The sequence below is a fragment of the Limnohabitans sp. genome (assembly GCF_031538885.1).
In the GTDB taxonomy this organism is placed as follows: domain Bacteria; phylum Pseudomonadota; class Gammaproteobacteria; order Burkholderiales; family Burkholderiaceae_C; genus Limnohabitans.
The window spans coordinates 1-25,633 of record NZ_JAVKLW010000106.1; the positions used below are offsets into that span (position 1 = coordinate 1).

The window sequence follows — 25,633 nt, forward strand, 5'->3', positions numbered from 1 at the left end:
CTTGCGTGGCGTGAACCAGTTGCACAGGCATCTGTGCAGCTTTGGCATAACCCAAGCCTTCGAGCATGGCCTGCGCTTGGGCCATTTGCGCTTGCAAACCGTCGGCGTATTGCGGGGCTTCTTCGGCGGTGTGGAGCACCAAGACTTGGGCCGCACCATAGGCCAAGGCCGTGAGCCACACATCCAAGCCAAGGCTCGCGGTGTGCCACAACGACACAGGAATCACATGCGCGGGCACACCTTGCACGACTTTGAGTTGTGCGGCGCGGCCCAGCTCGTTGACCAAGGCTTGGCCCGCGTCTTGGCTGTGCAGCAAGATGACCGCGTCTTTGCCGCCTGCTTTTTGATAGGTGCGCAGCAAGGTCTTGAGCTTGACGCCCTGCTCGCTGGCACGTGGGTAGGCGTAGGTCAGTGCGCCTGTCGGGCACACCGTGGTGCACGCACCGCAGCCCACGCACAGATTGGGGTTGACCTTGATTTGTTGGCGCGACTTGTCCGAGCTGACCGCCTCGGCCGAGCAAATGTCCACGCAAGCGTTGCAGCCCACTTGCTCGTTGCGGCTGTGCGCGCACAGTTTTTGTTTGTAGTCAAAAAATTTAGGTTTTTCAAACTCACCCACCAGTTCGCGCAAGCGCAGCAAGTTGGCGGCGCTTGCACCACGGAAATAACCTTGCGGCAAGGCGTGGCGGTTGAAGGCGGTGGCATCGCGCAAATCGAGCACGAGGTCGAACTCGGCAGTTTCTTCTTGCGCTTGGCGCTGAAAGTTGATCGCGCCCACGGTGCCACAAGCCGTCACGCAATCGCGGTGTGAACTGCATTTGTTCAGGTCAATTTGGTAATCTAAGCCAATCGCTTGCTCGGGGCAAGCGGCCACGCACGCGTTGCAACGCGTGCACAGGTCAAGGTCAATCGGGTTGTTGTTTTGCCAAGTCAGCTTGAACGCACCCAGCCAGCCGTCCACGCGCAGCACTTGACCGCCCAGCACAGGGTAGCGGCGGCTTTGTGCGCCGCCCGCCTCGCCCGCGCCTTGGGTGAAGATCGTCACATTAAGCGCGTCGGCCAACAGCGCAGCGGCTTGTTCGGCTTGGTCCATCTGACCCAAGATGAGCAAGCGCCCTGCACTCTTGAACGTGACCGTCGGCACAGGCTCGGGCTCGGGCAAATGCGCAGCGGCTAAGAGCGCGGCGATTTTCGGCGAGGCGTTTTTGGCGTCACGGCTCCAGCCGCCGGTCTCGCGGATGTTGACGAACTTGATGACCGAGGTTTTGGCTTGCGCCTCCACGGCCAAATCGCCGAACAGGCGTTGTTCTTGGGTGCAGGCCACCACCACATCGTCTGTGCCTTGCACGGCTTGCACAAAAGCGTTCGCCTCGCGGCGGCACAACGCGGTGTGCAGCGTGAGTGGCTCAGACAGGCTTTGGCTCAGCGCCTTCGGGTCTAGCAGTTGGGTCTGGTTGCAGTCGCAAATCAGCGTGGTCATGCGTGGGGGGCTCAGGGTTGGGATTGTTTTTGTCAGGGGCAGAATGTGCCACGACTTTCGTTTCGTCCGTCGCGGGTTTGTCACCTGCGTTTGTCTCGACGGTCTTCTCAGACGTGTCATCGAACAAGTTCAAGGTCTTGGCACTGGTCATTTGGCGCAACATAGCCAAGGGCAGTGGGTCGGGTTGGCTGTAATCGTCGATGTAAATGTCGAGGCGGTCCATCACGTTGAAGTGCGGGTCGGCAAACAGCTTTTTCATCGCCGCGTTCTTCACATCGGGCGCCACACCACGGGCCATGAAGCCCGTGAAGTCGGACTCGGGCGTGAGCTGTTGGGCATCGGCCAGTGTGGGGGCGGCTTGCTGCGACGTAGGGCTGGCATCAGCTGCTGCATGAGTGACCCCTGTGCTGGATGCATCAGACATGCGCCCTTGGGCGGCAGCCACAACGGGATGAAGGGGCGCAATTGCCGCGCGCTGCGCAGGGGCGGTGGGCGGTGCCAGCGGTTTGGCACCGTCCGTTTGCGCCTTGGCCTCGACCAAGAGACGCCCTTCGCGCACATCGACTTTGCGACGCGACCAGCGGCTAAAGAAACCTGCAGGCGTGTCGTCGTCAGGAGACATCACCACCTCTGGGGTTGGGCGCACCGCCTAAGTTGCCCCCGCGTATCTTCTCGGTGCTCACCGAAGCGGGATTGCCAAAGCGGTCTTGCAAGGCTTTGAAGCTGTCGGGGCGTTTGCGGCGCTTGGCCTCGACCACCCAGTGGGCGTCCATGAACTCAACCATCCACGCCACCACGTCCTCTGGGGCTGGCACTTGATCGACATTTTCTTGGGCGTCTAGCCAACGGCCCGCATCGTGGTAACTCAGACTCACCATGGTGGGCACCGCCATCGCCTCGTCACCGATGCGGGGCTCTTCCTCCATGCGCCACAAAACAAACCAGCACGGCGCGGGGGAAGTGGCATTGAGGTAATAGCCCTCAGCATCGTCACGGAACAGCTCGACCGTGAAGCCCAGATGCAACCAAATTTGCTCATCCTCGGTGTGACGCAAGCAGCGCGGTTCGGCGCCAAAGTGCTCGGTGTGCGGCAGCACATCATGGCCCGTCACATCGTGCAGCACCCAGCGCCAAGGCTGCCAGTGGCTCATGGCACCCGGCACACGTTCGCGCCGCATGACCACGGCCACTTGAAGACTGGGGCGTTGCGTCATGGTGTGGGTCAAGTCTCTTTAGAAATCTTGATGCTTGGGAATTTGCTGGAAAAGTCTTTGGCCTTGGCCGCAATCTTCACCGCCACTTGGCGGGCCACCGCCTTGTAAATGCCTGCCACTTCGCCATCAGGATCCGCCACCACCGTGGGCTTACCACTGTCAGCTTGCAAGCGAATTTGCATGTTCAGCGGTAAAGCACCGAGGTAGTCCATGCCGTCTTTGGCAGCCAACTTCTTGCCGCCGTCGGCGCCAAAAATATGCTCGATGTGGCCGCAGTTGGTGCAGACGTGCACCGCCATGTTCTCGACCAAACCGAGGATGGGCACACCCACCTTCTCAAACATCTTGATGCCTTTTTTGGCGTCCAGCAGCGCAATGTCTTGCGGCGTGGTGACGATGACCGCGCCCGTCATGGGCACGCGCTGGCTGAGGGTGAGTTGGATGTCGCCTGTGCCTGGTGGCATGTCCACAATCAAATAGTCCAACGCCTTCCAATTGGTTTGGCGCAGCAACTGCTCCAGCGCTTGGGTGGCCATGGGGCCGCGCCAGATCATGGCTTCGTCTTGGTCCACCAAAAAGCCGATGGACATGACTTGCACGCCATAGTTCTCCAGCGGGTCCATGGTTTGACCATCGCTGCTCTCGGGGCGGCCCTCAATGCCCATCATCATGGGCTGGCTGGGGCCGTAAATGTCGGCGTCGAGCAAACCCACACTCGCACCCTCGGCGGCCAAGGCCAAAGCCAAGTTGGCGGCGGTGGTGCTTTTGCCCACACCGCCTTTGCCCGAGGCCACGGCAATGATGTTTTTGACTTGCGGTAACAAAGCCACGCCGCGCTGCGCGGCGTGCGCCACGATGTTCATGCTGATGTTGGCCGACACGTTGTCCACGCCCGCCACGCTTTTAGCGGCGGCTATCAGTTCTTTGCGAAAACCCGCCATTTGGCTTTTGGCGGGATAGCCCAGCACCACGTCAAACGACACATCGCCGCCTTGAATTTGCAAGTTCTTCAGCACTTTGGTGCTCACAAAGTCTTTGCCCGTGTTGGGGTCAATCACGGTTTGCAGGGCTGCGGTCAAGGCTTGTTCGGTCAGGGCCATAAGAATTCTTTTACATCAGTAGAAACGGGCGCAAGTCTAGCGCCTGAGTTCAAGCGCCAAAGAAACGGCGATCCATATCCGCACGCCAGGACTGGTCAAACACCAAGCCGCAGGTCAAGCGGGCGACACCATCGTCTTCCAGCAACAAGTCACCCGCCTCTTTGAAACGTGCATCACAAAATGCTTGGGTAAGTTGGGCTAACAGCAAAGCTTTGTAGTCGCTGTCTTGGTTTGCCAAGTGAACACCCTTGGTCTCCACCAACGCTACCCGAGAGACATTGCCTTCGGTCAAGAACCCAAACACAAAGTCTGGATACACCTTGTGTCGCTTCCAGCCTTGCAAGCCGTATTGCGTTTTAGCCACGTTGCGGTGCCACCAATGCAACGCTGTTTGCTCATCCAAGTAGCCCGCAAATGCAGCCTCAAACTCATTCATGTCAGGCGTTTGCAAAGCGGGCACAAGCAAGCTCTTTTCAATCTCGCTCAACCCGTCTTCTCGCAGCAACTTGCGAGGCTTGCCCGTGGCACTGTGCAACCAGTCATGCGGCAGTTCGTAATCGGTTGTATCGGCCCGCAGCGCAAACTCAATGCGGCCTTGCTTGACCAAATCTTCAAACACCGTTTGCGCCATGGCATCGCGCAAGCGCTCCAAGTCTTTGCGCAACTCCTCAATCAAAGTCGCCGCCGACGCAGCCACCTGCACCTCGTCCCATTGCGCCAAGCAGCGCTGGGCCACCGCATCCACCCACGTCCACACTTGCCAAGCATTGCCATGAATATCTAGCAGCGCACGCACCATGTGCGGCTTGTCTAAATGCAGCTCGGCAGCATCGCCCATCGTTTGGCGCAAAGGTGCGTGCTCATCTTGAAGCACCGTCAAATCCACCACCAAGTGCGCATCGCGCCCTGAAGAGCTGGTTGGCTTGCCTGGCTTCCAGTCTTTGGCCAGTTCCGCCACATCCAACGTGTGCCACGGCAAACGTGCCAGCACATCGCTCTCGTACACCAAGGCACGTCTTGAACGGTCAGGCTCTACCCATGTCACCGTTGGCAAAAAAATTCGCAAATGCGCTAGGCCGGCGCGGCGCTTCAATGACACAGGCTTGGCAGCCTCTAGCGCATCTGCATCGCCTTTGACCGACAAAGCCAAATCACCCATGCCCTCCACCTCCAGCGACTGCTTGATGGCATTCACCACCTCGCCCGTGGTGGCATCGTGGCAAAACACATAGCAAGCATCCAACGCCGCATGGCCCGTCTTCGCCACATGCGGCAAACGCAAAATACGGCCTACCAACTGCGTCAGCGCGCGCTTGCCCTTGCTGGCCGCCAACGCACACAGCACGTAGGCAAACGGGCAATCCCAGCCCTCTTGCAGCGCTTGCTTGGTGATGATGACGCGCACATCCGACGTAGGCGACAACAAATCATCATCGCCCAGCTCATCTTTCTCACTGGTCTTCTCGCGAATTTGTTTGTCTGTGAAACCCAGCTGCGCCAAAAACTCACGCACATGCTGGGCGTGTATGTAGCCTGCATCGACCTGGTCTTTGCCCGTGCGCTCGACTTGCACCAACAAAATGGGGCGGATATAACGGTCGGCCTCGGTTCGCAGCACATCGGCCTCTCGGCCCAGCTGCGCCAGTTGATCGACACTGGCCGCCAAACAACTTTGCCAATCGGCCCACGAGCGCACATCCACATGGATAGGCATCTTGATCATCTCGGCGCGGTCAAGGTCTGTGCCTCGCACGTCCACCAAAATATTGGAGCCCAACACCGCTTGAGGAGACTGTGCCGCCGAACTGCCCGTCGCCACCACACGCGGCGTGGCTGACAACTCCAACATAAAGCACGGATTGAAACCGTCAATCGTGCGCAGCGCATTTTCGGTATAGCCGTGGTGGCCTTCATCAATCACCACCATTGGGCGAACCAGCCGCATCACATTGCCCAACGAGCTTTTGATGATGCTGCCCTTTTGCGCCGCAGCTTGCACCTGCGCTTGTACATCGGCACTGCCAGCACTCGCCCACGGGCTGCCATACACATCCAAATTGGGCACTTGGCCCAGCAAAGCCCAATGCGCTTCAATGTCATCTTCACGCGGTAAAAAACCATGCACATTGCCACGGTCGCGGAAGAAGCGCAGCGTCTCTTTGGTTTGACGTGCGGCAGAGGCCAGCATCAACACCATCACACACAAATGGCTGTCCACATCCATGCGCGACAGGGGTGAATCTTTTTCCAAAATCTTCACGCGCCCTGCCCCCGCCACATTTAGCATTTGGCGGTAGGGGTGATCGCGGTGGCTCAAGGTTTTGAGCGTTTGGCGGTAAATCGCTGCGTTAGGCACCACCCACAGCACCAGCCCTGCTGAGCGGCGCAAATACCCCTCAAACACCTTGCCCACACTGGCCGCCGCCAGCAAGGTTTTGCCGCCACCCGTGGGCACCTTTAAACAAATATTGGGAATCGCACGCTCAGCCCCGTCAAAGCGGCTGGAATACGCACGCTCGGCATAACTCTCGGGCAAGGCCTTGGCCGCGCGCATGGCATCCCATGCGGCTTTTGGAAAATCTGAGGCCAGTCTGCGCATGTCGGCCACATGCGCCATCGCCTTGATACCAGCCATCGCTGCCAACGCTTGCTCAGACTCCAGCTTGGCCTTGCCTAACTGGGCCAAATACACATCCAGCTGCGCCAGCGTTTGGGTTTGAAAATCCTTCAGCTCGGCCAAACCCAATGCGCGTGGCAAGCGCACAGCGGCGCGGCGCGGTTGCCAAAAAACTTGTCGATCCTTTTCTATGCGCGCTCGAAAATCCTCGTTGAGCACAGCACTCAGATTCACCACATCCGTGCGGTAAATCAGCCCCAAGTCTTCGATGCGGCTCTTAAGCATGACAAAGTCTGTCTCCGTCATCTCTGGCGCATCAACAGCCAAATCAATATCTGATTCAAGACGCTGATCGCCGCGCGCGCGCGAGCCATACAAAAAAACCTGTTGCAAGTTCGGCGTATCGTCAAACACACGCACCAACTTTGTCCGCACGTTGGGAGCAATGCCAAAAGGCCAGCTCTTTTCTTCAGCCACCTCACTCATAGCGCATTGAGTTTTTCTAGCCATGCGTCAAAAGCAGGCATCGCTTGGGTGCGCACATAGGCAGACACAAAGACCGCTTTGTCTTCGTTATAGGTATGGCTGGTTTCATCCCGCTGCTCTTTGATGTCCTCCCACAGCTGAGGATCCAAAATTAAGCCGCAACGAAACGCCGCCTGAAGAATTGGTTTTTGCATCTCGGGCACTTGCTCTCCTTGGTCTTTCATCCAATAGAACATGCTCTTCCAAGCCAATTCATAAGTGAAGTCAAAGCGTTGAATCAAGCTGTCGCGAACCACATCCGTTTCATTGAGCGCCACCACTTCATGCAAACGTGTCAGAGCCTTACGGTATTGCTCACGCGCCAATTCAAAACGATCACGGTAAGCCATCGTCACACCCCCCTTAACAAAGCAAACGGCAGAGGGCAGAAATCCATTCGGTACTCGGCCAGTTGCTTGTTGGACAAATACTTCACGGGCGCAAACACCAAATGCTTTTTGCTCTTCTCCAGGCCTTCGTTCTTGGCCGCGCCCCACTGTGCCAAGGCTCGGGCGCGGCTTAAGTTCAGCGCCGCGTCGGGCGACTTTAAAAACGCCACATCGGGCGCATACACCAGCCACACATGCGCGTCTGCCGCTTCGCCCAAATAAAACTCGGGTGCATTCTTTGGGATAGCGGGCAACGTGCCCCCTGTCGCCGTGTGGAACAGCCAAGCCCCCAACGCCTCAAACGTGGGTAAGGCCTCGCCCGACAACAGCTTTTCAATATTCAGCGGCTCGCCCAAAGTGCAGTACGTGAACTCGCCGCCCAAGCCTGCCACGCGCTGCGAGACCTTCTTCTCGCCCTCCACGCGCAGCACACCGTCTTTCAGCTCGGTGTTGATTTTGTCGAAGCGCTTTTTCACATCGGTGCCTTGGTCAGCCAAATCACCCACGAAAGCGCCTTCGGCAAACCCTTCGCGGGCCTTGATGACCTCCACCTTCGCCAGCCAATCGGCTGCTTTTTTGAACTGCGTGAAATTGATTTTTTCTTCCAGCAACGTCTCACGCTGCGTACCCACCCAGGCATAGCCGTTGATAACGCGGCGCACACGCTCGGCGGTGAGGCGGTCGGCGTAGTCCTCGCCCTCGACCAAGATGAATTTGCGGTTGCCATTGTCTTTGGCATTGGCCTTGAGAACAGCGTGAGCGGTGGTGCCGCTGCCAGCGAAGCTGTCGAGGATCAGGGCATGATCGTTTGTGGCAATTTCGATCAAATACTCAATCAACTCTGATGGTTTTGGAAATGCGAAATCCCTGTGCCCCAGAATTTGCTCAAGCTCAAGCGTTCCATCACGCGTATAAATTTCTTTTTCAATAACTGAGGACACGTTCGTGCGTTTACTCATCTGCGATAAAAACACTTTTTCACGAGGCCTACCCGTCACAGAGCTTGGCCAAATAATTCGATTTTCATCAATTATTTGACTCATACGCTCTCGGCCATACCGCCAACCCATTCGCGGAGGAGGATACACATTGCCAGTGTTTTTATCGACAATTTCATAGTGCAAGTTGGGTCTATTTTCTTTAGTCGCCAAACCAACCATGTTGCTACTCACCCAAGCGCCACGCTCATCTAAATCGGGGTTTGCATATTGCTGTACATCTCTGCTAACGCCCCGCATCGATGCCCCAAACGCAAGAATGTATTCGTGGTCAACAGACAAGCCGTTTTCATTTCGGTTATCTTTGTTTTGACGACTCTTCCAAACAAACTGGCCTAAAAAACTCCCGTCTCCAAAAATTTCTAAGCATGCGGCAATCGCGTTGTGCTGCTCGTTGTCATCAAGAGAAATCAACAGAACACCCTCGGGCTTTAGCAACTCCCGCAGCAACACTAAGCGCGGCCACATCATGCACAGCCACTTGTCGTGGCGCAGCATGTCCTCGCCGTCCACGGGGTTGGTGCTGAGCCACTCTTTCATGATGGGGCTGTTCACCCCATCGCTGTAGCACCAGCCTTCGTTGCCCGTGTTGTAGGGCGGGTCGATGAACACCAAGTCCACTTGGCCCGCGTAGCGCGGCAGCAGCGCTTTCAAGGCGTGCAAGTTGTCGCCGTGAATGATGAGGCTGCTGTTCAAGTCCGCAGGGCCAACGCCCTTGGCAGCGTCCGCCACCAGCGAGCGATAAGGCACGCTGAGGTGGTGGTTGTAGACGTATTCTTTGCCTTTGAAGACGATTTCGGGCATGGCATTGCAGCTTTATAGGACAACAAGACACGCATTGTGTCAGGTCTAAACGAAGCTTTTAGAAAGGTGCGCTTTGATGCCGAGCGGATTCGAACCGCCTATCAACGTGTGCGGCATAAAGCCGCACCGCCCATCTACCATTTGATGGCATCTCACATCAAAGCGCGCGTCGATTCTAGGTTCATGGCACGGCTTTTTGCTTGTGCTCAACACTCGGTCAACCTGTGACGGTGTTTATAAAAATAGCGGTTTAGTTCTTCCTCGCCACCCAATAAGCCGCCCCCTCAGCGCCATAGCGCTCGTCATGAGGCACGTTGGGCTCTAGGTCAAACACAGAACCCGTCACCAAATGCTGGGTGTGGCCGTTGATGGTCAGCCACATCTCGCCACGCGTCACCACTGCGTGCACAGCAAACGGGTGGGCATGGGTGTCTAGCACGGTGTGGGGCGCCCATTCACGCGCGACCACTTCGTCAAAGCCAGCGGCGAGGGCTTGTTGGCGGAATTCATCAAAGTTCGGTAGGTTCATGCCGCAATTTTGCAGGAACTAAAATCGCGCCCTTCACCCTACGGTCTTGCTCACACATGTCCCAGCGCCAGCTCTTCGTCACCACCGCCCTGCCCTACGCCAACGGCAACTTTCACATCGGCCACATCATGGAGTACATCCAGGCCGACATCTGGGTGCGTTTCCAGCGCATGCAGGGCCACCAGGTCGATTTTGTGGGCGCGGACGACACGCACGGTGCGCCCATCATGATTGCGGCCGAGAAGGCGGGCATCACGCCGCAGCAGTTTGTGGCGGGCATCGCCGCAGGCCGCAAGCCGTATTTGGATGGCTTTCACATCCAGTTTGACAACTGGCACAGCACCGACGCGCCGGAGAACCACGCACTGGCCCAGCAGATTTATCGCGATTTGCGCGACATCCCTGAATCTGAAGGTGGCTCGCTGATTGAGCGCCGCACGATTGACCAGTTTTTCGACCCCGAGAAGAACATGTTTTTGCCCGACCGCTTCATCAAAGGCGAGTGCCCCAAGTGCCACGCCCACGACCAGTACGGCGACAACTGCGAGGTGTGCGGTGCGGTCTACGCCCCCACCGACCTGATCAACCCTTTCTCAGCCTTGTCGGGTGCCAAGCCTGAGCTGAAAAGCTCAGAGCATTTCTTCTTCAAGTTGTCTGACCCACGTTGTGTGGCGTTTTTAGAAAAATGGACGCAAGACGGCAAACTGCAACCCGAAGTGGCCAACAAGGTCAAAGAGTGGTTCACCGTGCGCACCAACCCCGATGGCACCACCAGCGAAGGCTTGGGCGATTGGGACATTTCGCGTGATGCACCTTACTTCGGCATTGAAATTCCTGATACGGCGATCAATGGGGCACCCGCCAAATACTTTTACGTGTGGCTAGATGCACCCGTGGGCTACTTGGCTTCACTGAAAAACTTGCTCGACAAGCGTGGCGAGAACTACGACGCCTACATGGCCAACCCCGCGCTGGAGCAATACCACTTCATTGGCAAAGACATCGTCACGTTCCACACCTTGTTCTGGCCCGCCATGCTGCACTTCAGCGGTCGCAAAACGCCCAACAACGTGTTTGTGCACGGCTTCCTCACCGTCAACAACGGCGAGAAGATGAGCAAGAGCCGTGGCACAGGCCTTGACCCACTGAAGTACCTCAGCCTCGGCATGAACCCCGAGTGGTTGCGCTATTACTTGGCCACCAAGCTGAACAACAAAAACGAAGACGTGGACTTCAACGCCGAAGATTTCATGCTGCGTGTGAACTCAGATTTAGTAGGCAAGCTTGTCAATATCGCCTCCAGAACTTGGGGGCTCTTGCACAAACACTGCGAAGGAAAGTTGGCTGCGACTTGGAACGATGATGCACGCATCATTTGGGACAAGATGCTGCATACCCATTTGGCCATGCCAGGACAGGTAGAAACGCGTAACTCTGCTGTTGAGTTGATCAAGGGCTATTACGAGGAACGTCAGTATGGGCGTGTCGTTCGCAAGTGCATGCAAATGGCGGACATCATCAACAGCTTCATTGACCAGAAAAAACCATGGGGTTTGGCGAAAAGTACAGACTCCAAAGATGAATTGCAACAAGTCTGCTCGGTCTGCGCAGATGCGTTCAAACTGATTGTGATTTGTTTAAAGCCCGTGCTTCCAGCGCTTGCTCAACAAGCGCAAGCCTTGTTCACCGCCAACAGGGCCTGGACTTGGAGTGATGCAGAGCGCAGAAGTACGAACGCGACCCTCGCACCATTCACACCGCTCATACAACGCGTCACCCCCGAACAACTCGAAGCCCTGTTCGAGCCACCCGCCGTGGTGGAAGAACCTGTCACCCCAGGCGGTGAAGCCATCGCCCCCACCATCAGCATCGACGACTTTGCGAAGGTGGATTTGCGCATTGCCGAAATCGTCAACTGCGAGGCGGTGGAAGGCTCGACCAAGCTGCTGCGCCTCACGCTCGATGTGGGTGAAGGTAAAACTCGAAACGTCTTTTCAGGCGTCGCCAGCATGTACAAACCCGAAGACCTCAAAGGCAAACTCACGGTGATGGTGGCCAACCTCGCACCACGCAAGATGAAGTTTGGTGTGAGTGAAGGCATGGTGCTCGCCGCCAGCCACGCGGATGAAAAGGCGGAGCCCGGCATTTATGTGTTGCACCCTTGGCCCGGCGCAAAACCCGGTATGCGCATTCAGTAGTCTTTGGTGCGCAGCTGCCGCAAAAAGCAGGTGCGCCTCATCGTCTGTGGCTTGGCCCACCAGCCCCTCGAAATGGCGCAACGCTGCGGTCTGCTGCAAGCCTTGCCAGACAGCCATCGGGAGCCCGATTTGAGCCAAGGTTTGACCTTGGCGCTCGGTCGTTAAAATCCACGCAATCTCTCGAAATCCAGTTAGGAACCCCAGCATGTCGATTTTTCAACGCGACCACTACACCTCTGAAGCCACTCAGTTCATCGAGTCGCTGAGGAACCAAAAGCCCACGCTCGAAAAAGAACAGCGCGAAGGCCGTGCCTTGCTTTGGGACAAACACGTCAACCGCGAAGTCCAGCAAGACATCGACGCTGGCCGTGTGGCGCAAAAGCCGTATGTCTACCAAACCAATGCTTAAGGCCGTCGGTCTTGGCCTAGCACCTGCGGTCTGGCTTGATTCAGCATCCCGTGCATCCTGCTGACACCCACGCACCTGACGCGGGACAACCCGCTTCGGTCATGCCCGAGGTGGTTGACCATGTGGCCGTGGCTCGCCTGTATGGCGAGCCCCTGTTCACCATGCCGCATGATTTGTACATCCCGCCCGATGCGCTGGAGGTGTTTCTAGAAGCCTTCCAAGGCCCGCTGGACTTGCTGCTGTACCTCATCCGTAAGCAAAACTTCAACATCCTCGACATCCCCATGGCCGCGCTCACGCGCCAGTACTTGAGCTATGTGGACGAGATTCGCAGCCACAACCTCGAACTCGCCGCCGAATACCTGCTGATGGCCGCCATGCTGATTGAAATCAAATCACGCATGCTGCTACCGCCCAAAAAGGTGGCCGAGGGCCAAGAGCCCGAAGACCCGCGTGCCGAGCTGGTACGCCGCCTGCTCGAATACGAGCAAATGAAACTGGCAGCCGCCAAACTCAACGAAGTGCCGCAGTTTGGCCGTGACTTTTTGCGTGCGCAAGTGTTCATTGAACAGTCCTTGCAACCGCGCTTCCCAGACGTGCATGTGGTGGAGCTACAGCAAGCCTGGGTCGACATTCTCAAACGTGCCAAGCTGGTGCAGCATCACAAAATCTCACGCGAAGAGCTGTCGGTGCGCGAGCACATGAGCATTGTGCTCAAGCACTTGCAAGGCAAACGCTTTGTGGAGTTTGAAAACCTGTTCAACCCTGAGCAAGGCGTGCCCGTACTGGTGGTGACCTTCATCGCCTTGCTTGAGCTGGCCAAAGAAACGCTGATTGAAATCACACAGGCCGAGGCTTTTGCGCCTATTTACGTGCGCTTGGCCTACACCCCCACATAAAAGCCCCACGTAAACTCCACACTCCTTCGGCAACACAGGACTGGCTTTGCGCCACACCCGTTCTATGAGCAACACCCACGCTTCGCCCTACGGCACTTTGCCCCCCGCTTCCCCCGTCGCCGCCCGCAAGCCCATCAGCTTGCCGCGCTTGAACGAGCTGCGCGCGCGGGGTGAAAAAATCACCATGCTCACCGCCTACGACGCCACCTTTGCCGCCGTGGCCGATGCTGCGGGTGTGGAATGCATCTTGGTGGGCGACTCGCTGGGCATGGTCTGCCAAGGCCTGACCAGCACCGTGGGCGTGACGCTCGACACCATGCGCTACCACGTGGAAAGCGTGGCCACCGGCATACGCCGCGTACAAGGCACGGCTTGGATCATTGGCGATTTGCCCTTTGGCAGCTACCAAGAATCCAAAGAGCAAGCCCTACGCAGTGCAACGGTTTTGATGCAAGCGGGTGCTCACATGGTCAAGCTCGAAGGCGGCGGCTGGACCACCGACATCGTGCATTTTTTGGTGGAGCGCGGCATCCCTGTCTGCGCCCATTTGGGCCTGACGCCGCAAACCGTTCACGCCTTGGGCGGCTACCGTGTGCAAGGCCGTGGCGAATCGGCCACCCAACTGCGCCAACACGCCTTGGCTCTGCAAGACGCAGGTGCTGCCATGCTGGTGCTGGAAATGGTGCCAGAACCCTTGTCCACCGCCCTCACCCAAGAGCTGCCCACTTGCCACACCATTGGCATTGGCGCGGGCAACGGCACAGCAGGCCAAGTGCTGGTGATGCACGACATGCTGGGCGTGAACTTGGGCAAGAACCCAAAGTTCGTGCATAACTTCATGGAAGGCTACAGCAGCGTGCAAGCGGCGATGAGCGCCTATGTGGCCGCTGTCAAAGCGGGCATATTCCCTGACAACGCCAAACACGCTTGGGCCTAAGCCCTTTGGCTTCAAAAGTTTTCTCGTTTCATGCACATCGTTCACACCCTCGCGGACTTGCGCCGCGCTTTGAAGCCCGCCGCCCTGCGCGCCTTTGTGCCCACCATGGGCAACTTGCATCAAGGCCACTTAGAGCTGATGCAAATGGCGCGCCAAGAAGCAGCCACGCGGGTGAAAACAGGCGGCACGACCGTGGCCAGCATCTTCGTCAATCGCTTGCAATTTGGCCCCAACGAGGACTTTGACACCTACCCGCGCACCTTTGAAAACGACTGCGCCCTCTTAGAAGCCAATGGCTGCGATGTGGTGTTTGCCCCCAGTGAACAAGACCTCTACCCCGAACCCCAAGTGTTCAAGGTCCACCCGCCCGCAGAGCTGGCCGACATCTTGGAAGGCGCGTTCCGCCCCGGCTTCTTTGTGGGCGTGAGCACCGTGGTGCACAAGCTCTTCAACATCGTGCAGCCCGACCTCGCCGTGTTTGGCCAGAAGGACTACCAACAACTCATGGTCATCCGCCGCATGGTGCAGCAAATGGCGCTGCCTATCGAGATCATCGGCGCAGAAACCCGCCGCGCCGAAGACGGATTGGCTTTGAGTTCACGCAACGGCTATTTGAGCGCCGAAGAACGGGTCGAAGCCGTGCAACTGTCGATGGCTTTGAAAGGCTTGGCTGCGGCCGCACGTGCCGGCAACGCGGCAGGCCAGCTAGATGTAGCGGCTTTAGAAACTGCGGCGATGGATGCCTTGCGTGCGCGCGGCTGGGCCCCTGACTACATCACCCTGCGCCGCCAGCATGACTTGTCACCCGTAACCGGCCCCTGCGCTGAGTCGCTGGTGGCGTTGGGGGCGGCTAAGTTGGGGAAGACTAGGTTGATTGATAACTTGGAGGTTTGAATTCAACTGCATGAAACATAATTATTTAAAGACACTCGTTCTAGAGAAGTGGCTCGGTTAGTCTGAACAGTCAAACCCCGATAGATAAGTGATGAAGGGCGGGTTTGAAGAGATGCAGAGTCGTCCACGCATGAATGAATAAGAAGCCCAATTAAATGCTTCAAGCAACATCAAATATCTCAAGAATACTTATGAAGTACATATTGCAGCTTCAATTTTCACTTTTATAATTTATTTTTAATTCATCTTTAAATTCAAACACCCCATGCCCACCCACACCGACCTGCTACGCCTGCGCCTAGCCGCAGGCCCGAAGTCGGGCACGCAGATGGCCAAAGACATGGGCATCAGCCAGCCCACGGCCACGCGTGTGTTGGCGGCCATGGGCAGCGAGGTGATGAAGGTCGGCCAGAAAAAAGGCACACGCTATGCGCTGCGCGACACGGGCCGTGGTTTTGCAGATGTGCCTGTGTTTCGGGTGGATGCCGAGGGCAAGCTCAAAGAGCTGGGCGTGCTCACGCCCGTGCGGCCCGATGGCTTTGTGTTCACGCAGGCCGATGGGGTGCAGCTGCACAGCGACGGCCTGCCTTGGTGGTTGCTGGACATGCGCCCGCAGGGCTACCTAGGCCGCGCTTATGCCACGCGCTATGGCGTCGAGCTGGGGCTGCCCAGCTCGCTCAAAGAATGGACCGACAGCCACGCCTTGCGTACCCTGCTGGTGCACGGGCACGATTTGGTGGGCAACTTGCTGCTAGGCCCCATCGCCCGTGACAAGTTCATCGCTACGCCCGAGCCCGTGTGCTTGACCCACGCCGACAAACCCAGTGCTTATGCCCGCATGGCGATAGGTGCGTCGCAAGGCGAAGCACCCGGCTCGTCTGCGGGGGGTGAGCAGCCCAAGTTCACCGCCTATGCCGACACGGGTGCAGGCCCCGCACATGTGATGGTGAAGTTCAGCGAAAAGCTGGACAGCCCCATCAGCCAACGCTGGCGTGACTTGTTGCTGGCCGAACACTTGGCACTGACCACCTTGCGCCAAGCGGGTGTGGCCGCCGCTGAGTCTGCCGTGGTGGACTTTGAGGGCCAACGTTTTTTAGAGGTTGGGCGCTTTGACCGCGTGGGCACGCTGGGCCGCAAGGCTGTGGTGTCGTTGGCGGCTTTGGATGCCGAGTTTGTGGGTGCAGCCCACCAGCCGTGGCCCGTGGTGGCGCAGCGCTTGGCTGCCATGGGTGCGATCACCCCTGAAGCGGCCGAGACCGCCGAAGTGCTGTGGGCGTTTGGCGTGCTCACGGGCAACACCGATATGCACAGTGGCAATTTGTCATTTGTGTCAGAACACGGCCGCCCCTACCACCTCGCCCCCACTTACGACATGACGCCCATGGCCTTTGCCCCCAGTAGCAGCGGCAAGCTACCCGATACTGTGCCCACCGTCACCCTGCACGCCAGCGTGCGCAACGAGCACTGGCGCACGGCGCTGGCCATGGCGCACAATTACTTGGCCACGTTGCGTACGTGCCCTGATTTCAGCGCAGAGTTTGAGGTATGTGTAGATGCGCTGGCAGCGCACCTAGAAAGCGCCAGCGCCCAGGTGGCGCGGTTGGGGTAACAAACCTGTGCCGCAGTCTTCTCGTCTAGGGAATGGGTGGGTGACGATTTCTGGTACCCCAGCATGAGGAACCCGCTCATTCCCTAGACGAGAAGCGAGCTCAGCAAAAGAGCTTATTCGCCCTTAGCCCTACGCCCCATCAGCAAAGCCACGGCCTGCGCGGCTGTGATGCTGCCATCGAGCAACGCCACTACTGCCTGCGCAATGGGCATGTCCACACCCAAGAGCTGCGCGCGTTGCACCACCGTGCGGGCGCAGCACACGCCTTCGGCCACGTGGCCGAGTGAATCGACCGCTTGTTGCAGTGTCATGCCTTGGGCCAAAGCCAGGCCCACTTGGCGGTTGCGGCTTAAATCGCCAGTGGCGGTGAGCACCAAGTCGCCCAAGCCCGACAGGCCCATGAAGGTTTCGGTCTTGGCCCCCAGTGCTAGACCGAGGCGGGTAATTTCGGCCAAGCCGCGTGTAATCAGCGCAGCGCGGGCGTTCAGCCCCAGCTGCAAACCGTCGCACAAACCGGTGGCGATGGCCAACACGTTTTTCACCGCACCGCCCACTTCCACGCCCACGATGTCGTCGTTGGCGTAGACACGCAGACTGTTGTTGTGAAAGGCTTGCACCATGACACCACGCGCCGCTGCGTCATCGCTGGCGGCCACCAAGGCGGTGGGCATGCCGCGTGCCACTTCTTGCGCAAAGCTGGGGCCGCTGAGTGCGCCGCCGCGCAGTTTGGGGGCCACTTGGGCGCGCACTTCGTGAGCCATCAAGCCAACACCGCCGCGAGCAGCATTCTCTTGCGAGGCTTCAGGTTGCGCTGCTTCAAAGCCTTTGCACAGCCAAGCCACAGACACGCTACTGCCCAAGATGGGCGCAAGCTGCGTCAGCATGCCGCGCAAGCTGCTCATGGGCGAACCGATGACCACCAAGTCTTGCTCGGCCAACCAAGGGCCGAGAGGGGCTGAAGACACTTGCACGCCTGCGGTGAAAGGCTGCTCAGGCAAGTAGCGCGTGTTCACGCGCTCGGCTTGCAGGGTGTGCGCTTGGGACGCATCGCGTGCCCACAGCGTCACGGTGTGGTGCGCGCCAGCATTGACCGCCAGCGCAGTACCCCACGCGCCTGCGCCTAAAACGGCGATCTTCATGGCGTTGGTTTGACTTGAAATTTACTGCACAGCGGCAGCGGCTTGTTGCTGCTGTTGTTGTTCGTACATGGCTTGGAAGTTAATCTCTGCCAAGTGCACAGGTGGGAAACCAGCACGTTGGATCACGTCGGCCACGTTGCCACGCAGGTAGGGGTAAATGATTTGCGGACAAGCGATGCCCATGACGGGGCCCATTTGGTCTTCGGGCAAGTTGCGCACTTCAAAAATGCCAGCTTGCTTGGCTTCCACCAAGAACATGGTTTTGTCTTCAATCTTGGCGGTGACGGTTGCTGTGACGGTCACTTCCACGATGCCGTCAGCCAGTTGCTCCATGCCCACGCCTAATTGGATGTCCACGCTGGGTTGCGCCGTGCTGGTCAAGATGGCGGGAGAGTTGGGTTGCTCCAAGGACATGTCTTTCAAATAGACACGTTGAATTTGGAAGACAGGGGTTGCTTGTTGTTCGTCTGACATGATTTTTTCCTAGTACAAAAAAGCCCGCGTCGGTCACGCCGAAGCGGGCAGCAAATCGGGAAGGCTGAATTATGTCAGCTTAAAGATTGCAAAAGCGGCGCCAAACCACCTTTGGCATCGAGAGCCACTAAGTCGTCACAACCGCCCACGTGCGTGTCGCCAATGAAGATTTGGGGCACGGTGCGACGGCCCGTGATGGCCATCATGTGGGCTCGCGCTTGGGGATCGGTGTCAATTCGCACCTCCTCAATATGGGCCACGCCCTTGGCGCTCAGCAGTTGTTTGGCACGCATGCAATAGGGGCAAACGGCGGTGGTGTACATCTTGACGATGGGCATGACGTGGTCTCCGAGGTAGTAAGGCGTTGGCCAATTAAGCTTTAGAGATAGGCAGGTTAGCCTCTTTCCAAGCTTTGAGCCCGCCATGCAGGGAATGCACCTTCTCATAACCCAGTTTTTGCGCGATGGCTTGGGCACGTTTGGAGCGTGCGCCAGCCGCACACACCATGATGACGGGCGTACTTTTGTTTTTTACCGCCTTGTCCAAGCGAGCTTCCACCTCGTCCAAGGGCACATTCACTGCGCCCTTGATGTGGCTTTGCGCGAACTCGTCGGCGCCACACACATCCACCACCACACCTTTTTCGCGGTTCATGTATTGCACCGCCTCTGTGGGCGAAATACCGGTGGCTGTTGCGCCTTGCACCACGGGCAACAGCAAAAAGAAACCACTGCTCAAGGCAACGGCCAACAACATCCAGTTATCGAGAATAAATTTCACGGGGGAGTCCAGTTCAAAAAACAAAAAAAGAAGATGTAAAAGTATCGCGTCAGAGCAGCATTCTAAAATCACCGCCAATCTTTCACTAAATCTGCTGATTTACACCATGTACAAGCTCGTATTAATCCGCCACGGCGAATCCACCTGGAACCTTGAAAATCGCTTCACCGGCTGGACCGATGTAGACCTGACCCCCACTGGCATCGAACAAGCCAAGAACGCGGGCAAGCTGCTCAAGGCTGAGGGCTATGTGTTCGATGTGGCCTACACCAGCGTCTTGAAGCGCGCCATTCGCACCCTGTATCTCGCTTTGGACGAGATGGATTGCACCTGGCTGCCCGTGGTCAAGAGCTGGCGTTTGAACGAGCGCCACTACGGCGGCTTGCAGGGCCTGAACAAAGCTGACATGGCCAAGCAATATGGCGACGAACAAGTGCTGATCTGGCGTCGCAGCTACGACACACCACCGCCTGAACTCGAAGCGACCGACCCCCGCAGCGAACGCAGCGACCCGCGCTACGCCAAACTCGACCCCAGCCAAGTGCCGCTGACCGAATGCTTGAAAGACACTGTGGCCCGCGTCATGCCGTTTTGGAACGAGTCCATGGCCCCTGCCATCAAGGCGGGCAAGCGCATCGTGGTGACCGCGCACGGCAACTCCATCCGCGCGTTGGTGAAATACCTCGACAACATCAGCGATGCAGACATCGTGGGCTTGAATATCCCCAATGGCATCCCACTTGTGTATGAGTTGGACGACCACCTCAAATCCATTCGTCACTACTATTTGGGTGACCCACAGGCCGCCGCCAAAGCTGCGGCCTCAGTCGCCACACAAGGCAAGGCCTAATCACGGCTCGGACAACGCGCCTTTGAGGCGCGTTGTATATTGGGCGCCTTCTGAAATTCGTCTCACACACAAGGGCAACCTTTAAGGGCATATGCGTCAAAAACTCAAGATTGCAGGCTGGGTCGCCATCGGCGCACTGACCGGCGCACTGACCACCGTCTCGTTGCAAACCGCTGCACGCGGCAACATGGCGCCGCTGCCGCTCGAAGAGTTGCAGCAACTCGCGGCGGTGTTCAGCATGGTCAAGAGCGACTATGTAGAGCCCGTAGACGAGAAAAAACTCATCAGCGACGCCATCACTGGCATGGTCGCTAGCCTCGACCCGCACTCGCAGTATTACGACAAAAAGACTTTCAAAGAGTTCCGCGAAGGCACCACGGGCCGCTTTGTGGGCGTGGGCATTGAAATCACGCAAGAAGAAGGCTTGATCAAAATCGTCTCGCCCATCGAAGGCTCACCCGCGTTCCGTGCAGGCATGAAGTCGGGCGATTTGATTACCAAAATTGACGACACCGCCGTCAAAGGCCTGTCACTCAACGAAGCCGTCAAACGCATGCGTGGCGAACCCGGCACCAAGGTGCTGCTGACCATCTACCGCAAGGACGAGAACCGCACCTTCCCCGTGAACATCGTGCGCGAAGAAATCAAAACACAAAGCGTCAAAGGCAAAGTGATGGAGCCTGGCTTTGGCTGGATTCGTCTGAGCCAGTTCCAAGAGCGCTCGGTGGACGACTTCACCAAAAAGTTAGAAGACATCTACAAAGAAGACCCCAAACTCAAAGGCGTGGTGCTGGATTTGCGTAACGACCCCGGTGGCTTGCTGGACGCCGCCGTGGCCGTGTCTGCCGTGTTCTTGCCTGAGAACGTGAACGTGGTGTCCACCAACGGCCAATTGACAGAGAGCAAATTTGTCTACAAAGCCTCGCCTGAGTTCTACCGCCGCAGCAACGGCAATGACCCCATTGCACGCTTGCACCAAAACACCAAAGGCATCTACCGCACGGTGCCACTGGTGGTGCTGGTCAACGAAGGCTCGGCCTCGGCCAGCGAAATCGTCGCCGGCGCCCTGCAAGACCACAAACGCGCCACCATCATGGGCAGCCAAACCTTTGGCAAAGGCTCGGTGCAAACCGTGCGCCAACTCGGCCCCGATACCGCGCTGAAGATCACCACCGCGCGTTACTACACGCCCAGTGGCCGCAGCATCCAAGCCAAAGGCATCGTGCCCGATGTGTTGCTGGACGACACCGCCGAGGGCAGCCCTTTCGCGATTTTGCGCATGCGTGAAGCCGACTTGGACAAGCACTTAGAAAGCGGACAAGGCAAAGACGCCAAAGACACGACAAAGGAAAAAGAAAAAGAAAAGGCCCGCGAAGAAGCCATGAAGCGTTTGGAAGAAGAGTCCAAAAAGCCCAATAGCGAGCGACGCCCGCCCGAGTTTGGCAGCGACAAAGACTTCCAGTTGGAGCAAGCCATCAAACGCCTCAAAGGCCAGTCCGTGTTGGCCAGCAAAACGCAAACCGAGCGCCCTGCCGAGAGCAAAGACAAGTAATTCATTTGTGAATTCGCGGTGAACGACGACCAACTGCTGCGCTATTCGCGCCACATCCTGCTTGACGCGGTGGGCATCGAAGGCCAGCAACGTCTGGTCGACAGCCATGTGCTGGTGGTGGGTGCAGGCGGTCTGGGCTCACCCGTCGCCTTGTACCTTGCCGCCAGCGGCGTGGGCCACATCACCCTTGCGGACCACGATGTGGTGGACCTCACCAACCTGCAACGCCAAATCGCCCACACCACCACACGTGTGGGCCAGCCCAAGGTGGCGTCAGCGGCACAAGCCATGTTGGACCTCAACCCCGAGGTACGGGTGAGCGCAGTGGCGCGCCAACTCGACGCCGCCCAACTCGATGCCCTGGTGTCTACCGTGCAAGTGGTGGTGGACTGCTGCGACAACTTTGAAACCCGCCAAGCGGTCAATGCGGCATGCGTCAAGCACAAGGTGCCCTTGGTGTCGGGTGCGGCCATTCGCCTAGATGGTCAACTCGCGGTGTATGACGCACGGGACAAGCAATCACCCTGCTACGCCTGCATCTTCCCGCCTGACCAAGCGCCCGAAGAAGTGATGTGTTCCACCATGGGTGTGCTCGCGCCCTTAGTGGGTGTGATTGGCACCATGCAAGCCATGGAAACCGTCAAGCTCATCACTGGCATGGGTTCGCGCCTGACGGGCCGCCTGCAAATGCTGGATGGTCGCGACATGGCTTGGAACGAAGTGCGTTTACAACGCAACGCTAGCTGCCCTGTGTGCGGCGAACAGCACTAAAAAATGCGCTCCAGTGCGGCGCGTCGGGCGTGGGCAAGTGGCACGACCCAAAGCGCTTTCTAAACCACCTCGGCTGCAAGGCCCGTCCATCTGAAAACAAACCCAAGTGCTGTGATTGCGCTTGCATCTGTAGCGCCTCATACGGTCCTGCATGGTTTTGAAAACTGTACGACCACGCATAGCCCTGCCCCACCATCCACGCCCCCACGTCTTGGCCTTGGCGCAAGAGCTGCGCGAGCAAGCGGCCATAGCTGTCGCGGGTGCGTGCCCGCACCTCGACCACTTGGCCTTGCAGCACCGCATGCAAAGCCGCACGTGCTTGCGGCCCCCAAGGCTGGCACATCTCGGGGGCGTCGATACCCAGCAGCCGTACCTTGTACGCCTCGCCGCCTTGCAGCGGTTGCACCCACACGGTGTCGCCATCGCTCACATGCGTGACCACGCCTTGCCACGCATAGGCAGGCGTGGCCGCGCACAGACACGCCGCCAACACAGCCGCGCCCAGCGCATAGCCGAGCCAATGGCCTAACGTGTAACCTAACGTGTGGCTTAGGGGGTGCCCCAGTGTCTTGCCGTGCCTGCGATCAAGCGGTCTCTCTTGCATCCATCACCTCAATCAAAAGCAGCATTGTGCAAACCCTGCCCGCGCCTGTGTGTAGGCAGCCGTTACGATAAGCGCATGCGCGCCGCAAAGCACTGGCTGCCTTTTTTAAGTTGGCCCCGCCTCTCCAAACACCTGCTCAAGAGCGAAGCCTTCGCGGGTTTGAGTGTGGGCCTCATGGTCATCCCACAAGGCGTGGCATATGCCGCTTTGGCGGGTATGCCGCTCATCACGGGTATTTACGCGTCGTTGCTGCCGGCCTTGGTGGCGGTGCTGTTCAGCGCGTCGGCTCGGTTGTCGGTGGTACCGACGGCGCTCACCTCGATCTTGATTGCGGCCTCGCTCAGTGGCATGGCCGCACCCGGCAGTGCCGAGTGGGTCAACCTCACGGTGTGGCTCTCGCTCATGGCGGGCGTGCTGCAAGTGGTGTTGGGCTTTGCGCGTTTTGGCTGGCTGCTGAACTTGGTCAGCTCGCCCGTGTTGATGGCGTTCACACAAGGCGCGGGGGTGCTCATCCTCTCGTCGCAGCTGCCTGCCCTGTTGGGTTTTCAACAAGGTTGGCCGTCGGCTCTGACATTCATCCGCACTGGCGCGGGCATCGACTGGGCCAGCTTGGTGTTTGGCGTGGTCACGCTGGTGCTGCTGGTGTTGGCACGGCGCTGGCGGCCCACCTTCCCCACCGTGTTGATAGTGGTGCTGGGCGCAGCGGGCGTGAGCTGGGCGCTAGGCCTCGACGCCTTGGGCACAGCCGTGGTGGGCGCGTTGCCACAGGGCTTACCTGCGTTGTTTGTGCCCAGTGTCATTTTTTGCACACGCGCTTGCACCCGCGCATCATTGAAGTGGGTCTGCACCCCGACGGCAGTCTGCGCGACCTCCACCTGTGGCAACTGCCGCCTTTGGCGAATCACCTCTACGCCCTGCGCATGGACGCCGAGCTGGACTTTGCCGCGGCCAGCACCCTAGAGCGCGCCGTGATGGAACACCTTGGTCAGCATCCCAGCGTGGCGCATGTGTGCTTATTTGCCCTGCCCATCAACCGCATCGACGCCACTGGCGTGGAAAGCCTCGCCAAACTAGAAACTATGCTGCGCGAGCGCGGCATCAACCTGCACATCAGTGGTATGAAGCTCCCTGTCGAGGTCGTGCTGCGTCGCGCAGGCTGCCTGCAAGCGCATGCGGGGCTGCATATGTACCGCACGGATGCGGAGGCGATTGCGCAGTTGCGACAACTAGAGACCTTGCCTGCGGATATGGGGTGGTGTATTGAAGCGTGTGAGCTAAGTGATGCCAGCGCCTACAAGGCTCAAACAACATTCATAAAATCTGAACGACATCTCTTTGAAAAAAAATAATCACCGCGAGAAGAGAGAAAAATTTCACTAGCGTCCCTCTCAAATCCTCGCTGGCTATTCTTTCAGCGGATTCTGTATGTACCAAGACTCGATGAATGTCCGGATGTAGAAAGCGCTTTGCTGATGGTCGGCCGTCAAAGCCAAGCTCAGAGCGGTCGCTTGACCGTTGTTCGCCAGTGTGGGGTCAGCGCCTTCCTCTAGCAAGAGTTTCACCGCCAAAGGCGGTGCTGCATAAGCGGCCAACATCAATGGGGTTGTGCCATTGGCTGACGCGCTATCAATATACGCATCATGCTCTAACAGCAAACGCATCATTTCACGATGACCACGGGTAGCGGCGTAATGCAACGGTGTCCAACCCTCACGGTTCACATCGGCACCACGGTCGATGAGTACCTTCGCTAATTCAAGCTGGTTATTGATGGCTGCCAACATCAACGGGGTTTCACCTGACTGGTTATGCACGTTAATTTGCGTTTGTGGATGCTGCGCCAGCACCAACGCCGCCTTGGGGGCTTCGGATTGAATCGCCACAAGCAAGCCCGGAATACCTTTTTCATTGGGGGTATTTGGGTCAAAGCCACGGGCGAGCAGCTTTTGGATCACTTCGGGGCGGTCAAAATGAAGCGCTGAAATAAAGTCATCATATGAACCGGCAATAGATAAAGAATATCCAATAAAAACATATAGATATAAAAAATACTTAAAGTATTTTCTCATTTTAAAACAGTGCTGAATAATTGATCAAAATTGCGGCTGGTGGCGCTGGCCACAGCCTCCACAGACATGCCTTTGATCTCAGCAATTTGCTGGGCCACAAAGGGCACGTAAGACGGGTTGTTGGTTTTGCCTCGGTATGGCACAGGGGCCAAATAGGGGCTGTCTGTTTCAATCAAGATGCGATCCATCGGCACGAACTGGGCCACATCACGCAGGTCTTGGGCATTTTTGAAGGTCAAGATGCCTGAGAACGAAATGTACAAACCGAGGTCTAAACCAGCGCGAGCGACATCTGCGGTTTCGGTGAAACAGTGAAACACACCTCCTGCACTGTCCGCTGAGCCATTTTCGCCCTGCTCTTTCAGAATCGCCACGGTATCTGCGGATGAGCTGCGGGTGTGAATGACCAAAGGCAGCTTCGTTTGCTGCGCGGCTTGGATATGGATGCGAAAGCGCTCGCGTTGCCACTCCATATCAGCCACGGTGCGTTCGCCCAAGCGGTAGTAGTCTAGGCCGGTTTCGCCAATGCCCACCACTTTGGGCAGTGTGGCGCGGGTCAGCAAGTCGTCAAGGGTAGGTTCTTGCACGCCCTCGTTGTCGGGATGCACGCCTACGGTGGCCCAAAAATTATCAAACCGTGTGGCGAGGCCATGCACCTCAGGGAAACGTTCCAGAGTGGTGCTGATGACCAATGCGCGCGTGACTTGGGCCTTGGCCATGTCTTCGCGGATCGTGTGGATGTTTTCAGCCAGTTCTGGAAAGTTCAAGTGGCAGTGAGAGTCGGTGAACATA

At 57.8% G+C, this 25,633-nt stretch carries 25 protein-coding genes and 1 pseudogene; 11 read left to right on the forward strand and 15 right to left on the reverse strand.

Translation table 11 applies throughout. The features are described from left to right. The 8 genes from RMS03_RS08475 to RMS03_RS08510 all read right to left on the reverse strand — a co-directional run. On the reverse strand, positions 1 to 1,480 hold a 1,480-nt coding region (locus tag RMS03_RS08475), incomplete at its 3' end, for a 4Fe-4S dicluster domain-containing protein (RefSeq protein WP_310626638.1). Further along, positions 1,407 to 2,102: a DUF3306 domain-containing protein gene (locus tag RMS03_RS08480; protein WP_310626639.1), complete on the reverse strand. Its 696-nt coding sequence runs from the start codon at positions 2,100 to 2,102 to the stop codon at positions 1,407 to 1,409. The genes RMS03_RS08475 and RMS03_RS08480, both read right to left, overlap by 74 nt. Next, positions 2,092 to 2,694 carry a DUF3305 domain-containing protein gene (locus tag RMS03_RS08485; protein ID WP_310626640.1) on the reverse strand — a complete coding sequence of 201 codons (603 nt, stop codon included), beginning with the start codon at positions 2,692 to 2,694 and terminating at the stop codon, positions 2,092 to 2,094. The genes RMS03_RS08480 and RMS03_RS08485 overlap by 11 nt, the downstream gene beginning before the upstream one ends. Before the next feature lie 8 nt (positions 2,695 to 2,702). After that, entirely contained in the window at positions 2,703 to 3,794 is a 1,092-nt protein-coding gene (gene apbC, locus RMS03_RS08490) for an iron-sulfur cluster carrier protein ApbC (RefSeq protein ID WP_310626641.1), read from the reverse strand. Between the two features lie 49 nt (positions 3,795 to 3,843). After that, a complete protein-coding gene (locus RMS03_RS08495) occupies positions 3,844 to 6,921 on the reverse strand; it encodes a DEAD/DEAH box helicase family protein (protein ID WP_310626642.1) in 3,078 nt (1,025 codons plus the stop codon). Next, on the reverse strand, positions 6,894 to 7,286 hold the full coding sequence (locus RMS03_RS08500) for an HI0074 family nucleotidyltransferase substrate-binding subunit (protein WP_310626671.1): 393 nt from the start codon (positions 7,284 to 7,286) through the stop codon (positions 6,894 to 6,896). Before RMS03_RS08500 ends, RMS03_RS08495 begins: the two co-directional genes overlap by 28 nt. A 2-nt stretch (positions 7,287 to 7,288) precedes the next feature. Continuing rightward, positions 7,289 to 9,127 carry a site-specific DNA-methyltransferase gene (locus RMS03_RS08505; protein ID WP_310626643.1) on the reverse strand — a complete coding sequence of 613 codons (1,839 nt, stop codon included), beginning with the start codon at positions 9,125 to 9,127 and terminating at the stop codon, positions 7,289 to 7,291. Between the two features lie 250 nt (positions 9,128 to 9,377). Next, the gene (locus tag RMS03_RS08510) at positions 9,378 to 9,656 is read right to left on the reverse strand and encodes an AraC family ligand binding domain-containing protein (protein ID WP_310626644.1); all 279 of its coding nucleotides are present in this window, start codon (positions 9,654 to 9,656) and stop codon (positions 9,378 to 9,380) included. 56 nt (positions 9,657 to 9,712) lie between these two features. On the opposite strand from RMS03_RS08510, the gene metG reads away from it, so the two are divergent. The 7 genes from metG (at position 9,713) to yjjJ (ending at position 16,602) form a co-directional block, all read left to right on the forward strand. Then, a complete protein-coding gene (gene metG / locus RMS03_RS08515) occupies positions 9,713 to 11,854 on the forward strand; it encodes a methionine--tRNA ligase (RefSeq protein WP_310626645.1) in 2,142 nt (713 codons plus the stop codon). 30 nt (positions 11,855 to 11,884) lie between these two features. Next, positions 11,885 to 12,019, forward strand: a complete 135-nt coding sequence (locus tag RMS03_RS08520; protein ID WP_310626646.1) for a hypothetical protein — start codon at positions 11,885 to 11,887, stop codon at positions 12,017 to 12,019. A gap of 40 nt (positions 12,020 to 12,059) precedes the next feature. Continuing rightward, positions 12,060 to 12,263 carry a DUF3460 family protein gene (locus RMS03_RS08525; RefSeq protein ID WP_310626647.1) on the forward strand — a complete coding sequence of 68 codons (204 nt, stop codon included), beginning with the start codon at positions 12,060 to 12,062 and terminating at the stop codon, positions 12,261 to 12,263. Between the two features lie 101 nt (positions 12,264 to 12,364). Further along, on the forward strand, positions 12,365 to 13,162 hold the full coding sequence (locus RMS03_RS08530; RefSeq protein ID WP_310626672.1) for a ScpA family protein: 798 nt from the start codon (positions 12,365 to 12,367) through the stop codon (positions 13,160 to 13,162). A 64-nt stretch (positions 13,163 to 13,226) separates the two neighbouring features. Further along, the gene (panB, locus tag RMS03_RS08535; protein WP_310626648.1) at positions 13,227 to 14,099 is read left to right on the forward strand and encodes a 3-methyl-2-oxobutanoate hydroxymethyltransferase; all 873 of its coding nucleotides are present in this window, start codon (positions 13,227 to 13,229) and stop codon (positions 14,097 to 14,099) included. 30 nt (positions 14,100 to 14,129) lie between these two features. Next, positions 14,130 to 14,993, forward strand: coding sequence for a pantoate--beta-alanine ligase (gene panC, locus RMS03_RS08540; RefSeq protein WP_310626649.1), 864 nt, complete (start codon positions 14,130 to 14,132; stop codon positions 14,991 to 14,993). Positions 14,994 to 15,258: 265 nt separating this feature from the next. Next, the gene (yjjJ, locus tag RMS03_RS08545; RefSeq protein WP_310626650.1) at positions 15,259 to 16,602 is read left to right on the forward strand and encodes a type II toxin-antitoxin system HipA family toxin YjjJ; all 1,344 of its coding nucleotides are present in this window, start codon (positions 15,259 to 15,261) and stop codon (positions 16,600 to 16,602) included. Between the two features lie 113 nt (positions 16,603 to 16,715). On the opposite strand, the gene RMS03_RS08550 is transcribed toward yjjJ, so the two are convergent. From RMS03_RS08550 to RMS03_RS08565, 4 genes are all read right to left on the reverse strand, one after another. Continuing rightward, entirely contained in the window at positions 16,716 to 17,741 is a 1,026-nt protein-coding gene (locus tag RMS03_RS08550) for an NAD(P)H-dependent glycerol-3-phosphate dehydrogenase (RefSeq protein ID WP_310626651.1), read from the reverse strand. A 21-nt stretch (positions 17,742 to 17,762) separates the two neighbouring features. Beyond that, a complete protein-coding gene (gene secB / locus RMS03_RS08555; RefSeq protein ID WP_310626652.1) occupies positions 17,763 to 18,215 on the reverse strand; it encodes a protein-export chaperone SecB in 453 nt (150 codons plus the stop codon). A gap of 74 nt (positions 18,216 to 18,289) precedes the next feature. Then, positions 18,290 to 18,553 carry a glutaredoxin 3 gene (grxC, locus tag RMS03_RS08560; protein ID WP_310626653.1) on the reverse strand — a complete coding sequence of 88 codons (264 nt, stop codon included), beginning with the start codon at positions 18,551 to 18,553 and terminating at the stop codon, positions 18,290 to 18,292. 34 nt (positions 18,554 to 18,587) lie between these two features. Next, the gene (locus RMS03_RS08565) at positions 18,588 to 18,995 is read right to left on the reverse strand and encodes a rhodanese-like domain-containing protein (protein WP_310626654.1); all 408 of its coding nucleotides are present in this window, start codon (positions 18,993 to 18,995) and stop codon (positions 18,588 to 18,590) included. Between the two features lie 106 nt (positions 18,996 to 19,101). Here RMS03_RS08565 and gpmA point away from each other — a divergent pair, with 106 nt between their 5' ends. The 3 genes from gpmA (at position 19,102) to RMS03_RS08580 (ending at position 22,168) form a co-directional block, all read left to right on the forward strand. Continuing rightward, entirely contained in the window at positions 19,102 to 19,845 is a 744-nt protein-coding gene (gene gpmA, locus RMS03_RS08570) for a 2,3-diphosphoglycerate-dependent phosphoglycerate mutase (protein WP_310626655.1), read from the forward strand. A gap of 91 nt (positions 19,846 to 19,936) precedes the next feature. Then, positions 19,937 to 21,397 (forward strand): S41 family peptidase, encoded by a 1,461-nt coding sequence (locus RMS03_RS08575; RefSeq protein ID WP_310626656.1) that lies wholly within the window; start codon positions 19,937 to 19,939, stop codon positions 21,395 to 21,397. Positions 21,398 to 21,415: 18 nt separating this feature from the next. Further along, a complete protein-coding gene (locus tag RMS03_RS08580) occupies positions 21,416 to 22,168 on the forward strand; it encodes a molybdopterin-synthase adenylyltransferase MoeB (RefSeq protein ID WP_310626657.1) in 753 nt (250 codons plus the stop codon). On the opposite strand, the gene RMS03_RS08585 is transcribed toward RMS03_RS08580, so the two are convergent. After that, positions 22,137 to 22,772, reverse strand: coding sequence for a thermonuclease family protein (locus tag RMS03_RS08585; protein WP_310626658.1), 636 nt, complete (start codon positions 22,770 to 22,772; stop codon positions 22,137 to 22,139). The two genes, RMS03_RS08580 and RMS03_RS08585, sit on opposite strands and share 32 nt — an antisense overlap. Before the next feature lie 75 nt (positions 22,773 to 22,847). Between RMS03_RS08585 and RMS03_RS08590 the strand changes: the two are divergent. Further along, positions 22,848 to 24,121: pseudogene (locus RMS03_RS08590) on the forward strand (SulP family inorganic anion transporter). A 54-nt stretch (positions 24,122 to 24,175) separates the two neighbouring features. Here the strand turns inward: RMS03_RS08590 and RMS03_RS08595 are convergent. Together RMS03_RS08595 and RMS03_RS08600 are read right to left on the reverse strand one after the other, a co-directional pair. Continuing rightward, complete coding sequence (locus RMS03_RS08595; protein ID WP_310626659.1) at positions 24,176 to 24,841, reverse strand: ankyrin repeat domain-containing protein; 666 nt, start codon at positions 24,839 to 24,841, stop codon at positions 24,176 to 24,178. Then, the gene (locus tag RMS03_RS08600; protein WP_310626660.1) at positions 24,838 to 25,632 is read right to left on the reverse strand and encodes a TatD family hydrolase; all 795 of its coding nucleotides are present in this window, start codon (positions 25,630 to 25,632) and stop codon (positions 24,838 to 24,840) included. The genes RMS03_RS08595 and RMS03_RS08600 overlap by 4 nt, the downstream gene beginning before the upstream one ends. Between the last annotated feature and the right edge of the window lies 1 nt (position 25,633).

Excerpts from the sequence above, each read along its gene's own strand:
- metG (WP_310626645.1), top strand. The coding sequence starts at position 9,713 with ATGTCCCAGCGCCAGCTCTTCGTCACCACCGCCCTGCCCTACGCCAAC.
- apbC (WP_310626641.1), bottom strand. The coding sequence starts at position 3,794 with ATGGCCCTGACCGAACAAGCCTTGACCGCAGCCCTGCAAACCGTGATT.
- RMS03_RS08485 (WP_310626640.1), bottom strand. The coding sequence starts at position 2,694 with ATGACGCAACGCCCCAGTCTTCAAGTGGCCGTGGTCATGCGGCGCGAA.
- RMS03_RS08500 (WP_310626671.1), bottom strand. The coding sequence starts at position 7,286 with ATGGCTTACCGTGATCGTTTTGAATTGGCGCGTGAGCAATACCGTAAG.
- RMS03_RS08505 (WP_310626643.1), bottom strand. The coding sequence starts at position 9,127 with ATGCCCGAAATCGTCTTCAAAGGCAAAGAATACGTCTACAACCACCAC.
- RMS03_RS08550 (WP_310626651.1), bottom strand. The coding sequence starts at position 17,741 with ATGAAGATCGCCGTTTTAGGCGCAGGCGCGTGGGGTACTGCGCTGGCG.
- panB (WP_310626648.1), top strand. The coding sequence starts at position 13,227 with ATGAGCAACACCCACGCTTCGCCCTACGGCACTTTGCCCCCCGCTTCC.
- secB (WP_310626652.1), bottom strand. The coding sequence starts at position 18,215 with ATGTCAGACGAACAACAAGCAACCCCTGTCTTCCAAATTCAACGTGTC.
- panC (WP_310626649.1), top strand. The coding sequence starts at position 14,130 with ATGCACATCGTTCACACCCTCGCGGACTTGCGCCGCGCTTTGAAGCCC.
- RMS03_RS08480 (WP_310626639.1), bottom strand. The coding sequence starts at position 2,102 with ATGTCTCCTGACGACGACACGCCTGCAGGTTTCTTTAGCCGCTGGTCG.
- RMS03_RS08600 (WP_310626660.1), bottom strand. The coding sequence starts at position 25,632 with ATGTTCACCGACTCTCACTGCCACTTGAACTTTCCAGAACTGGCTGAA.
- RMS03_RS08530 (WP_310626672.1), top strand. The coding sequence starts at position 12,365 with ATGCCCGAGGTGGTTGACCATGTGGCCGTGGCTCGCCTGTATGGCGAG.
- gpmA (WP_310626655.1), top strand. The coding sequence starts at position 19,102 with ATGTACAAGCTCGTATTAATCCGCCACGGCGAATCCACCTGGAACCTT.
- RMS03_RS08495 (WP_310626642.1), bottom strand. The coding sequence starts at position 6,921 with ATGGCTAGAAAAACTCAATGCGCTATGAGTGAGGTGGCTGAAGAAAAG.
- RMS03_RS08525 (WP_310626647.1), top strand. The coding sequence starts at position 12,060 with ATGTCGATTTTTCAACGCGACCACTACACCTCTGAAGCCACTCAGTTC.
- grxC (WP_310626653.1), bottom strand. The coding sequence starts at position 18,553 with ATGCCCATCGTCAAGATGTACACCACCGCCGTTTGCCCCTATTGCATG.
- yjjJ (WP_310626650.1), top strand. The coding sequence starts at position 15,259 with ATGCCCACCCACACCGACCTGCTACGCCTGCGCCTAGCCGCAGGCCCG.
- RMS03_RS08595 (WP_310626659.1), bottom strand. The coding sequence starts at position 24,841 with ATGAGAAAATACTTTAAGTATTTTTTATATCTATATGTTTTTATTGGA.
- RMS03_RS08585 (WP_310626658.1), bottom strand. The coding sequence starts at position 22,772 with ATGCAAGAGAGACCGCTTGATCGCAGGCACGGCAAGACACTGGGGCAC.
- RMS03_RS08510 (WP_310626644.1), bottom strand. The coding sequence starts at position 9,656 with ATGAACCTACCGAACTTTGATGAATTCCGCCAACAAGCCCTCGCCGCT.
- RMS03_RS08575 (WP_310626656.1), top strand. The coding sequence starts at position 19,937 with ATGCGTCAAAAACTCAAGATTGCAGGCTGGGTCGCCATCGGCGCACTG.